Origin of the sequence: Streptomyces sp. NPDC058308 (genome assembly GCF_042880275.1) — a bacterium.
Classification (GTDB): Bacteria; Actinomycetota; Actinomycetes; order Streptomycetales; family Streptomycetaceae; genus Streptomyces.
Window position 1 is genome coordinate 83,161 of sequence record NZ_JBHVZA010000010.1, and the last position, 12,104, is coordinate 95,264.

Consider the following 12,104-nt stretch of genomic DNA (forward strand, 5'->3'; position numbering starts at 1 on the left):
CACGCCGGTGGTGCCGACGGCGGCCCAGGGCCCTCGCAGGGCTCAGCTCAGCTGGCGGACTGCCTCCGTCGCGATCTTCTCGAACACCGACTCGTCCGCGGCGAAGCCGGAGTCGGGGATCGGCCAGTGGACGACGATCTCCGTGAAGCCCAGCTCCTGATGGCGGCCCGCGAAGTCCACGAAGGCGTCGACGGACTGCAGCGGACGGCTGCGGTCCGGCGTGAAGCCGGTCAGCAGGACCTTCTCCAGCTCGGCCGTGTCCCGGCCGAGCTCCGCGCACGCCTTCCCGAGCCTCTCGATCTGCCCCGCGAGCGCCTCGCGGGACTGCTCCGGCGTGCCCGCCTCGAACAGCTTCGGGTCCCCCGTGGTCACCCACGCCTGCCCGTGCCGGGCCGCGAGCTTCAGACCGCGCGGGCCGGTGGCCGCGACGGCGAAGGGCAGCCGCGGCCGCTGCACGCACCCGGGGATGTTGCGGGCCTCGGTCGCCGAGTAGAAGTCCCCTTCGTACGTCACCGAGTCCTCGGTCAGCAGCCGGTCGAGCAGCGGAACGAACTCCGCGAACCGGTCGGCGCGCTCGCGCGGGGTCCAGGGCTCCTCGCCGCTCTTCAGCAGCGTCGTGGCGTCGAAGCCGTTGCCGCCGGCGCCGATGCCGAGCGTGATCCGGCCACCGGAGATGTCGTCGAGCGAGATGAGTTCCTTGGCGAGCGTCACCGGATGGCGGAAGTTGGGCGACGTGACGAGCGTCCCGAGGCGCAGCCGCTCGGTGGCCGCCGCGGCGGCGGTCAGCGTGGGCAGAGCACCGAACCACGGACCGTCGCGGAAGGTGCGCCAGGCCAGGTGGTCGTACGTGTAGGCCGCGTGGAAGCCGAGCTCCTCGGCCCGCAGCCACTGGTCGCGGGCGCCCTCGTGCCAGCGACGTACGGGAAGAATCACGGTGCTCAGGCGCAGACTCATGTCACAGAGCTTACGGCGCACCCGCATGCGGCCGATCCGCCGATCCGGCCGAGGGACCGCGGGGCACCCGGGGGACTGGGGGACTGCGGGGCACTCGGGGGACCGCGGGGCACTCAGATGTGCGCCCCAGCGCACGCCCGTGCACACAGGTGCGGGACAATCGACGGTGTGACCTCAGCTACCCCAGGGCCCCAGCGCCCGGCCCCCACCGCCCCGGCAGCCACCGCTTCGGCAGTCGGCGCCCCGGCCGGGCCGCGACCAGGGCCCCGGCCCCGACCCCGGCTGATCGCGACGGACCTCGACGGCACGCTGCTGCGCGACGACAAGACGGTCTCGGGCCGCACCGTCGCGGCGCTCGCGGCCGCCGAGGAGGCCGGTATCGAGGTCTTCTTCGTGACCGGCCGCCCGGCCCGCTGGATGGACGTCGTCAGCGCCCACGTCCACGGCCACGGCCTCGCCATCTGCGGCAACGGCGCCGCGGTGGTCGACCTGCACGGCGGCCCCGGCACCCACAGCTTCGTCAAGACCCGCGAGCTGGAGCGGGAGTGCGCCCTCGACGTCGTGCGCAGACTGCGCGCCGCCGCGCCGGGCACGTCGTTCGCGATCGAGCGGACCGGCGGACTGCACCACGAGGAGACGTACCCGCCGCTGCACATGGAACCGGGCGAAAGCGTCGCGCCCGCCGAGAAGCTGCTCGCCGAGCACCCGGCGGACTCCGCCGCCGCCGACCAGCCCGTCCTGAAGGTGCTCGCCTTCCACCCCGGCCTTGCCCCCGACGAGTTCCTGGTGCTCGCCCGGGCGGCCATCGGCGACCGGGCCACGGTCACCCGTTCCAGTCCCAGCGCCCTCCTGGAGATCAGCGGACCCGGCGTCTCCAAGGCAAGCACCCTGGAGCTGTGCTGCGCCGAGCGCGGCATCACCCCGCAAGAAGTCGTCGCCTTCGGGGACATGCCCAACGACATCGAGATGCTCGCCTGGGCGGGCACGTCGTACGCGATGGGCAACGCCCACCCCGACGTCGTCGCCGCGGCCTCCGAGCGCACCATCGCCAACAACGACGACGGCGTCGCGGTCGTGATCGAGCGGATCCTCGAGGAGCGCCGCCAGTCCGGCGGCTGAAGCCCCTCTACGTAGAGGGCACTTAACGGGTACGGGGAAGACACTTAACAGGTACGGAGAGGGCACTTAACAGGTACGGAGAGGGTATTTAAGGGGCGCCCGCGTGCGGTTCAGAGCCTGACTCCCCGCTTGGCCAGCCACTTCACCGGGTCTACAGCCGACCCATGACGCGGCGTGCGCCGCGCCTCGAAGTGCAGGTGCGGACCGGTTGAATTGCCGCTCGTGCCGGCCTGCCCGACCCACTGGCCGGTACGCACCCGGTCCCCCTGGTCGACGGTGACGGCCGCGAGGTGCGCGTACTGCGTGAAGTGCCCGCCCTTGTGCCGCACCACGACCTCGATCCCGAAACCCCCGCCGCACGACACGCTCACGACCCGGCCCGCACCGACCGACCGCACGGGCGCCCCGATGCCGACCGCGAAGTCCTGCCCGGTGTGCCGGTGCGCCCAGTGCGCACCGGCGCGGTCGAAGCCCGCCGAGAGTTCGTACGACGCCACGGGCGCCACCCACGCGCGCGTGGCGGGTCTGCTCGGCTGGTCGAGCCGGACCGCGCCGCGGCACTTCCCCGCGGCGACCGACCGGTCGGCCTCGCCCTGCAGGGTCCACCGCGCCGTCTCCAGCTTCCGCCTGATGTCGCGCTTGAGCTTGGCCAAGCGCACGGTGCGCTGGTCCAGGGAGCGCTTGGCGCGGGTCGCCTTGCGCTTGGCGACGGCCAGGTCTGCCGCCGCCCGCCGGGTCTTGGCGACGACGCTGTTGACGGCGAGGTCCGCCTGCCGGAACGCATGCTCCCCGCGTACCAGGGCGTCGGGGCTGTCCGCGAGGAGCAGCTGCGCGGTGTAGGGCAGGCCGCCGCCGGTGCGGTACTGGGCTCTGGCCAGGCGGCCGAGGTCACCGTGGAGCGCCTTCGCCTCGTGCCGCTCCCGGGCGAGGAGCCGGTCCAGTTTCCGGACCTTCACCTTCTGGATGCGGGCTGCCCGATGCACCTCTTCGTAGCGTGCGGTTGCCGTGGAGGCCTCTTTGTAGAGCCGTGCCACGTCGGCGCTCGTGCCCGGCCCCTCGAAGGCGGGCGCGGGGGTGGGAGGCGTGGTCCAGAGCAGCGCGCACAGCAGCACGGGCACACTGACGAACGGGTGCGGACGGCGGCGGCTGAGGACCATGTCACGGATCGTTGCCCGCCGCGTCGGTGCGGTCCCTGTGCCACTCGTGCACGCGGGGGCCACGGTGCCCCGTACGGCCTACCCGGATACCGCCGAACAGGGTCCCTCGCCCCGCCCGTGAAACCCCGGTCACCCTACGTCGGCCGCCCTACTCAGTACGGCGCCTCCCACACCACCGTCGTGCCCCCGCCGTCCTCGCCGGTCCCGGGCCCGTACCAGCTGTCGCCGCCCAGCGACTCGGCCCGCCTCTTGAGGTTCTTCAAGCCGCTGCGCCGGCCGCCCTCCGCGATGCCCACGCCGTCGTCGGCGACGGTCAGCCGTACCCCGTGCTGCCCGTCCGGGAGGACCACGGTCGAGTCGACCACGACGTCGATCCGGGCGGCCTGCGCGTGCCGGAACGCGTTGGAGAGCGCCTCTCGCAGCGCCGCGATGAGGTTCTTGCCGGTGAGCTCGCCGACGACCGTGTCGACGGGCCCCACGAAGTGGTGCGAGGGCTTGAAGCCCAGCGGGACGGCGGCCATGTTGATCTCGCGCAGGACGCGGGTGCGCAGCCCCGAAGGTGCCTCGGCCGGGCCCTGCTGCAGCGCGAAGATCGCCGTCCGGATCTCCTGGATCGTCACGTCCAGTTCGTCGACGGCCCTGCCGACGCCGACCTGCACCTCCGGCACGACCGACCGGCGCTGTGCGCTCTCCAGCATCATCCCGGTGGCGAAGAGGCGCTGGATGACGAGGTCGTGCAGGTCCCTGGCGATCCGGTCGCGGTCCTCGTAGACCGCGAGCCGTTCCCGGTCCCGCTGTGCCTCGGCCATCATCAGCGCGAGCGCCGCCTGCGAGGCGAACTGGGTGGCGAGCGTCCGCTCCGCCTCGCTGAACGGGCGCCCGCCACGCGCGCGTGGCGTCACGAGCGTGCCGAGGACGCGGCCGTCGCTCTGCAGCGGCAGCATCATGACGGGGCCGAAGGCGCGGGCGATGTCGGTCATGACGCGCGGGTCGGTGGCCATGTCGTCGATGAACACGGAGTGGCCTTCGAGGAGGTCGGCCACGATGCGGCTCTCCGGAGGGACGATCACGCCGAGGGCTCCGGTGGGCTCCTCCGAGGAGACCGCGACGACCTCCATGCCGCCTTCCTCGTCGGGCAGCAGCACGATGCCCGCGGTCGAGTCCGCGAGGTGCCTCGCCTGCTCGGCGACGACCGCGAGCGCGTCCTCCGCGTCGCTGCCGGACAGCAGCGCCGTGGTGACCGCCACGGAGCCGTCGATCCAGCGCTCACGCTGTTTGGCGGCTTCGTAGAGGCGAGCGTTTCCGATGGCGATGCCCGCCTCCGTGGCGAGGACGCGCACCATGTGCACGTCGTAGTCGTTGAATTCCGCCCCGTCCCGTTTCTCCGTCAGATAGAGGTTGCCGAAGATCTCGCCCTGGACGCGGATGGGGACGCCGAGGAAGGTCCGCATCGGGGGGTGGTTGGGCGGGAATCCGCAGGAGCGCGGGTCGGCGGCGAGATCGCTGAGGCGCAGCGTCCGCGGCTGGTGGATGAGGGCGCCGAGGAGACCTTTGTGGCCGTCGGGCAGGTGCCCGATCCGCTCGGCGGTCTCCGCGTCGATGCCGTGGTAGACGAAATCGGAGAGCCCCGCGCCGTCCTCGGCGACGACGCCGATCGCGGCGTAGTGGGCATCCGCCAGCTCGGCGGCCGTCTCGCAGATGCGGTCCAGGGTGGTGTGCAGTTCGAGCCCGGTACCGACCGACCGCATGGCTTCGAGCAGTTGTGGCACCCGCGAGGTCAGCTCGGGCGAGAGCCCCTGGAGGCTGCGGGTCGCCCGCGCCGCCGCCTCGACCGAGTTCGCTGTGCCGTCGGAAGGCGGGGGGTCGGCGGAGGCCGAGGGAGCTGACATGCCTTTGAGCCTAGTAAGTCCTATTTGCAGGGGAAAGTCGAAGCCGTTGCCGATCTGCCCGGCCCTTGTCCTCGCCCCGACTCGGGGTCCTTGCCCCGGCTCGGCGTCCTTGCCCCGGCTCGGGCCGGGGCCCCGGATCACCGCTCATCGATCCCTCCGCTCCCTCGTCCCGCCACCAGCAGATCCGCCGCCCGCTCCACCTCGAGCATCCGCCGCAGCGGTCCCTCCTCCGCCGCGAGCTCCGCGTACGTGCCGCGCTGCGCCACCCGCCCGGCGGCCAGGACGATCACCTCGTCCACGGCGTCGAGCCCGGCGAGCCGGTGGGTGATGAGCAGGGTCGTGCGGCCCTCGGTCGCGGCCAGCAGGTCGGCGGTGAGGGCGTCGGCGGTCGGCAGGTCGAGGTGCTCGGCGGGCTCGTCGAGGACGAGGACGGGGAAGTCCGCGAGGAGCGCGCGGGCCAGCGCGAGGCGCTGCCGCTGCCCTCCGGAGAGCCGTGCCCCGTGCTCGCCGACGAGCGTGTCGAGCCCGTCGGGCAGCGCATGGGCCCAGCCGTCGAGCCGCGCCCGCTCCAGGGCGTCGCGCAGCTCCTCCTCCGTGGCGCCCTTCTTGGCGAGCAGCAGGTTCTCGCGCACCGAGCTGTCGAAGATGTGGGCGTCCTGGGCGCACAGCCCGACCGTGCGGCGCACGGTGTCGCCGTCCAGCGCGGCCGCGTCGGTGCCCCCGAGCGTGTACGTCCCCCGGGTCGCCCCGAGGAATCGCAGCAGCACCTGCGCGAGCGTCGTCTTGCCGGACCCGGACGGGCCGACCACGGCGATCCGCCGCCCGCGCTCCAGCGTGAGACCGACGCCGGCGAGCGCGTCCCGCTCCTGCCCTTCGTACCGCGCGTGCAGCCCCTCGACGCGGAGCGGGAAGGGCGTCTGCGGCGCCTGTGCGGGCACGGCGGGCTCGGGAACGGGTACGGGCGCGTCGAGGACCTCGTAGACCCGCTCGGCGCTCTTCCTGACCCGTTGGCGGTACTGCACGGCGAGCGGCAGGCCCATCACCGCTTCGAAGGCCGCCAGCGGCGTGAGGACGACCGCGCCCAGGGCCACGCCGCCGAGCCGCCCGTCGTGGACCGCCTGTACGCCGACGAGCGAGGCCGCGGCCACGGTGAGCCCGGTGACGAGCGCCCCGAGACCGTCGCCGAGCGCGGTGGCGGTGGCACTCCTGGAGGCGATCCGGGTGAGCTCGGCATCGGCCTCCGCCGCCTTGGCCGTACGACGCTTGAGCGCACCGGCGACGGTCAGTTCGGCGGTCCCGGTGAGCAGGTCGGCGACGCGGGTGGCGAGCGCCCCGCGCGCGGGGGCCAGCTTCCGCTCCGTGCGCCGGGCCACGGCACCGCTCACCAGCGGGACGCCCGCGCCCGCGGCGAGCAGCCCCACGGCGAGCACGGCGCCCGCCTCGGGCAGCAGCCAGGCGGTGAAGCCGACGGCGCCCGCGCTCACGAGGGCCGCGGCGGACGCCGGGAGCAGCCAGCGCAGCCAGTAGTCCTGCAGGGCGTCGACGTCGGCGACCAGGCGGGAGAGGAGGTCGCCGCGCCGGGCCCCGCGCAGGCCCGCGGGGGCGAGCCGCTCCAGGCGCCGGTAGACGGCGACCCGGGTGTCGGCGAGCATCCGCAGCACGGCGTCGTGCGAGACGAGGCGCTCCGCGTACCGGAAGACGGCACGGCCGATGCCGAAGGCACGGGTCGCCGTGACGGCGATCATCAGGTACATCACCGGCGGCTGCTCCGAGGCCCGCGAGATCAGCCACCCGGAGGTGGCCATGAGTCCCACGGCGCTCCCGAGCGCGAGGGCGCCGAGCAGCAGCGCGAGCGCCAACTGCCCGCGCCGGGCCCGCGCGGCCGCCCGGACCCGCCCCAACAGGCCCCGCCGCGCAGGCTCCAGAGAGTTCGGCCGCTCCGGAGTCTTCGAAGGGGAGCCCTCCGCGGCGGTACCGCTGCCCTCGCTGACGCAGGCAGCACTTCCCAGCGCGGAGCGGGGCCCGCCCCGCGGCCCGGCGCTGTCCACCGACGCACCGATCCGCACCACCCTGTCGGCCACGGCCAGCAGCGCGGGCCGGTGCACGACCAGCAGGACGGTCCGCCCCACCACCAGCCTGCGGACCGCCTCGACCACCTCCGCCTCGGTGCCGCCGTCGAGCGCCGCCGTCGGCTCGTCGAGGAGCACCACGGGCCGGTCGGCGAGGAACGCCCGCGCCAGGGCCAGCCGTTGCCGCTGCCCGGCGGAGAGTCCGGCTCCGTCCTCGCCGAGGGCGGTGCCGGTCCCGGCGGGCAGCGCGTCCACGAACTCCAGGGCGCCCGCCTCCCGCAGGGCGTCCCGCAGCTGGGCGTCGTCCGCGTCCGGCCGCGCGAGGCGTACGTTCTCCGCGACGGTCCCGGCGAACAGATGCGGCCGCTGCGGCACCCACGCGATCCGCTCCCGCCACCGCTCGGGCGAGACGTCGGCCAGGTCGACGCCCCCGACGCACACCCGCCCCTCGGTGGGCCCGACGAACCCGAGCACCACGTTCAGCAGGGTCGACTTGCCCGCCCCGCTGGGGCCCACGAGCGCCACGGTCTCCCCGGGTGCCACCTCGAAGGCGGCCCTGGAGACCGCGTCCGACGTCCGCCCCGGATACCGGACCGTCACGCCTTCCACGCTCAGCACGCCCGAGGGCGCCGCCCCGGTCCCGGCGGCCGGCACCGGGGTCTCCAGGACCTCGAAGATCTCCTCGGCGGCCGAGAGCCCCTCCGCCGCCGCGTGGTACTGCGCCCCGACCTGGCGCAGCGGCAGGTAGGCCTCGGGGGCGAGGACGAGGACGACGAGCCCGTCGTACAGCTCCATCTCACCGTGCACCAGCCGCATGCCGATGGTGACCGCGACCAGCGCGACCGAGATCGTCGCGAGCAGTTCCAGGGCGAACGACGACAGGAAGGCGATGCGCAGCGTCCGCATCGTCGCCTGCCGGTACTCGCCGGTGATCTTGCGGATCGACTCGGCCTGCGCCTTGGCGCGGCCGAACACCTTCAGGGTGGGGAGACCCGCCACCACGTCGAGGAAGTGGCCCGAGAGCCGCGAGAGGAGCCGCCACTGGCGGTCCATGCGGTTCTGCGTGGCCCAGCCGATCAGGATCATGAAGACCGGGATGAGCGGCAGGGTCACGACGATGATCACCGCCGACACCCAGTCCTCGGTCACGATGCGGGCGAGCACCGCCACGGGCACCACGACCGCAAGGCCCAACTGCGGCAGGTAGCGCGAGAAGTAGTCGTCGAGCGCGTCGACACCGCGCGTGGCGAGGGAGATCAGCGACCCCGTGCGCTGCCCTCCGAGCCACCCGGGCCCGAGTGCGCCCGCCCGCTCCAACAGCCGCCCCCGCAGCTCCGACTTGACCGCCGCGCTCGCCCGGTGCGCGGCGAGTTCGGTCAGCCAGGCGACAAGGCCACGACCGGCCGCGACGACGGCGAGCAGCACCAGCGGGGTGCCCAGGTCGCCCGCGGAGAGGTCCTTCTGGAAGGCGCCCACCACGATCTCGGCGATGAGCATCGCCTGACCGATGACCAGGCCGGCCCCGATCAGCCCCAGAACCACCACTGCGACGAGGAAGAAGCGAGTGGCGCGGGCATACCGAAGCAGGCGCGGGTCGATCGGTTTCACGTGAAACACACCCTCCGAATGACAGGGGACCGGCAGGTGACGACGGGCTCAGTGCACGGCGGACGACACGGACTCAGTGCACGGCGGACGACACGGGCTCAGTGCGCGGCATCCGCGATGTGCTGCGTACCGATCCGCTTGCGGAACACCCAGTACGTCCACGACTGGTAGAGCAGCACGACCGGCGTCGCGACGCCCGCGCACCACGTCATGATCTTCAGGGTGTACGGGCTCGACGAGGCGTTGGTGACCGTGAGGCTCCACTCCTCGTTCAGCGACGACGGCATGACGTTCGGGAAGAGCGTCAGGAAGAGCATCGCGAAGGCGGCCGCGATCGTGATCCCCGACAGCGCGAACGACCAGCCCTCGCGCCCGATCCTGATGGCGGCGATGGCACCGAGGAGCGCGACCACCGCCACGGCCATCGCGGCCAGGCTCTTGCCGTCACCCTTGTCGGCCTGGGTCCAGATCAGGAACCCGAGCGCCAGGACAGCGGCCACCAGGCCGAGCCCGAGCGCCATCTTCCGCGCCCGCACCCGGATGTCGCCCACCGTCTTGAGCGAGGCGAACACCGCACCGTGGAAGGTGAACAGCGTCAGAGTGACCAGACCGCCCAGGATCGCGTAGGGGTTGAGCAGGTCCCACAAGTCGCCCACGTACTCCTTGTGGGCGTCGATCTTCACGCCGCGCACGATGTTGCCGAAGGCCACGCCCCACAGCACCGCCGGGATCAGCGAGGTCCAGAAGATCGCGTGTTCCCAGTTGGTCTGCCACCGCTCCTCGGGCCGCTTGGCGCGGTACTCGAAGGCGACGCCGCGCACGATCAAGCAGATCAGGATGAGCAGCAGCGGCAGGTAGAAGCCGGAGAAGAGCGTCGCGTACCAGTCGGGGAAGGCGGCGAAGGTCGCGCCGCCCGCCGTGAGCAGCCACACCTCGTTGCCGTCCCAGACGGGACCGATGGTGTTGATGAGGACCCGCTTCTCGACCCGGTCGCGGGCGAGCAGCTTGGTCAGCACCCCGATCCCGAAGTCGAAGCCCTCCAGGAAGAAGTAGCCGATCCACAGGACGGCGATCAGTACGAACCAGACGTCGTGAAGTTCCATGTCCTCGTCGCTCCTTCCTTCAGTACGAGAAGGCCATCGGCCGGTCGGAATCGGAGTCGGCGTCGGAGTCGGAGCCGTGGCCCGGTCCGGGGCCGCCGATCTTGGTGGGCGGGTTGAGGTCCGCCTCGGTCAGCTCGGGCGGGCCCTTCCTGACGTACTTGAGCAGCAGCTTCACCTCGATCACGGCGAGGATCGCGTAGATCAGCGTGAACCCGATCAGCGAGGTGAGCACCTCGCCCTGCGAGACCCCGGGGGAGACCGCGTCCTTGGTGCGCAGGACCCCGTAGACCACCCAGGGCTGCCGCCCGGTCTCCGTGAAGATCCAGCCCCAGGCGGTGCCGATGAGCGGGAAGATCAGCGTCCACTGCGAGAGCCGCCACCACCACGTGCCGAGCTTCGGCGCGAGCTCCTTGTTCTTGGTGAGCATCAGCTTGGGGATGTCGTCCGCGCCGGTGCGGTGCTCGGGCGCGAGCCAGAACTTCTTCCGCGTCAGCCACAGGCCCGCGGTGCACAGCACCATCGAGATCCCGCCGAAGCCGATCATCCAGCGGTACGACCAGTAGGCGGTGGGGATGTTCGGCCGGTAGTCGCCGGGCCCGAACTTCTCCTTCGCCTCCTTGTTGAGGTCGTTGATGCCGGGGATCTCGGCGTCGAAGTTGTTCTTGGCGAGGAAGGACAGGACGCCGGGGACCTGGATGGCCACGTCGTTGTGCCCCTTGGCGACGTCTCCGTACGCGAAGAGCGAGAACGGCGCCGGCTTCTCGGACTCCCACAGCGCCTCGGCGGCCGACATCTTCATCGGCTGCTGCTCGTACATGACCTTGCCGAGGGTGTCGGCGCTGATGACGGTGAGCAGTGTGCCGACGAACGCGGCGACCAAGCCGAGCCGCATCGACATCCGCATGGTGCGGACGTGCTGCTTCTTGCGCAGGTGGACGATGGCGATGCCGGTCATGAAGGCGCCGCCGACCAGGATGGCCGCCGAGATGACGTGGAAGAAGTTGACGAGCGTCGTCTCCTGGAAGAGCACCTTCGAGAAGTCGGTGAGCTCCGCGCGCTTGCTGCCGTCCCGCTCCACGATCTTGTAGCCGACCGGGTGCTGCATAAAGGCGTTGGCGGCGATGATGAAGTACGCCGACAGGACGGTGCCGACGGAGACGATCCAGATCGTCGCGCAGTGCAGCTTCTTCGGCAGCTTGTCCCAGCCGAAGATCCACAGACCGATGAAGGTCGACTCGAAGAAGAAGGCGATCAGCGCCTCGAACGCGAGCGGCGCCCCGAAGACGTCACCGACGAAGCGCGAGTAGTCGGACCAGTTCATGCCGAACTGGAACTCCTGGACGATGCCGGTGACGACACCCATCGCGATATTGATCAGGAACAGCTTCCCCCAGAACTTGGTCGCTCTGAGGTAGTGCTCCTTGCCGGTCCGCACCCACGCCGTCTCGAGGATCGCCGTGAGGGCGGCGAGCGAGATCGTCAGGGGGACGAACAGGAAGTGGTAGACGGTCGTGATGCCGAACTGCCATCGCGCCAGGGTTTCCGGCGCCAGAGCCAGGTCCACTGCGACTTCTCCTTACTCACCGCGGGCCAAGGAGGCTTTGTGCCCCTTTTGTTCCGCCGATCTCCGGATGAACCGGGACACGCTTGTGAACGCGTTCACATTCACAAGCATTATGTCGTACAGGCTGTCGGCACCCAAAAGGGGGGTCCCCATTACCGCCGGGAACGCGAAGAAGGCCTCGGGATCCCGCCCGAGGCCTTCCCCGCCACTTCAACATATTGTTGAATCCGCGCCATGCAGATACGGATCTCCTGGCCCGCCGGGCACCTGACCGCGACGCTCGAGGACACCCCGACCGCCCGGGCGCTGGGCGGCGTCCTGCCGCTCAGCTCCACCGCTCACACCTGGGGCGAGGAGGTGTACTTCGACACGGGCGTCAGCGTCCCGCGCGAGGGCGGAGCCCAGCAGGTCGTCGCACCCGGCACGGTCGCCTTCTGGACGGACGGCGACGCCCTCGCCCTCCCCTACGGACCGACACCGATCTCACGGGGCGACGAGTGCCGCCTCGCGAGCCCGTGCAACGTCCTCGGCCATCTGGACGGCGACGCACGCCTGCTGGCCACCGTGCGCGACGGCGACCCCGTCCGCGTCGAGCCGGCGGACGACTGACCCGCGCGGGGAGCGGGGCGGCTGGAGCGGGG

Annotated in this window: 8 protein-coding genes; 2 read left to right on the forward strand and 6 right to left on the reverse strand. The window is 71.8% G+C overall.

The features are described from left to right. Window positions 1-42: 42 nt before the first annotated feature. On the reverse strand, window positions 43-954 hold the full coding sequence (locus tag ACFVYL_RS15970) for an LLM class flavin-dependent oxidoreductase (RefSeq protein WP_389716044.1): 912 nt from the start codon (window positions 952-954) through the stop codon (window positions 43-45). Between the two features lie 168 nt (window positions 955-1,122). Between ACFVYL_RS15970 and ACFVYL_RS15975 the strand changes: the two genes are divergently transcribed. Continuing rightward, window positions 1,123-2,073 (forward strand): HAD hydrolase family protein, encoded by a 951-nt coding sequence (locus ACFVYL_RS15975; RefSeq protein WP_389716046.1) that lies wholly within the window; start codon window positions 1,123-1,125, stop codon window positions 2,071-2,073. Window positions 2,074-2,183: 110 nt separating this feature from the next. On the opposite strand, the gene ACFVYL_RS15980 is transcribed toward ACFVYL_RS15975, so the two are convergent. From ACFVYL_RS15980 to ACFVYL_RS16000, 5 genes are all read right to left on the reverse strand, one after another. Then, window positions 2,184-3,230: a murein hydrolase activator EnvC family protein gene (locus tag ACFVYL_RS15980; protein WP_389716049.1), complete on the reverse strand. Its 1,047-nt coding sequence runs from the start codon at window positions 3,228-3,230 to the stop codon at window positions 2,184-2,186. A gap of 152 nt (window positions 3,231-3,382) precedes the next feature. Further along, window positions 3,383-5,119, reverse strand: a complete 1,737-nt coding sequence (locus ACFVYL_RS15985; RefSeq protein WP_389716052.1) for a GAF domain-containing sensor histidine kinase — start codon at window positions 5,117-5,119, stop codon at window positions 3,383-3,385. 137 nt (window positions 5,120-5,256) lie between these two features. Then, entirely contained in the window at window positions 5,257-8,796 is a 3,540-nt protein-coding gene (gene cydD, locus ACFVYL_RS15990; protein ID WP_389716055.1) for a thiol reductant ABC exporter subunit CydD, read from the reverse strand. A 98-nt stretch (window positions 8,797-8,894) separates the two neighbouring features. After that, the gene (gene cydB / locus ACFVYL_RS15995) at window positions 8,895-9,899 is read right to left on the reverse strand and encodes a cytochrome d ubiquinol oxidase subunit II (protein WP_389716058.1); all 1,005 of its coding nucleotides are present in this window, start codon (window positions 9,897-9,899) and stop codon (window positions 8,895-8,897) included. A 19-nt stretch (window positions 9,900-9,918) separates the two neighbouring features. Further along, window positions 9,919-11,463, reverse strand: a complete 1,545-nt coding sequence (locus ACFVYL_RS16000; RefSeq protein ID WP_389716061.1) for a cytochrome ubiquinol oxidase subunit I — start codon at window positions 11,461-11,463, stop codon at window positions 9,919-9,921. A 234-nt stretch (window positions 11,464-11,697) separates the two neighbouring features. Between ACFVYL_RS16000 and ACFVYL_RS16005 the strand changes: the two genes are divergently transcribed. Further along, window positions 11,698-12,072: a cyclophilin-like fold protein gene (locus ACFVYL_RS16005; protein ID WP_389716063.1), complete on the forward strand. Its 375-nt coding sequence runs from the start codon at window positions 11,698-11,700 to the stop codon at window positions 12,070-12,072. Window positions 12,073-12,104: the final 32 nt, after the last annotated feature.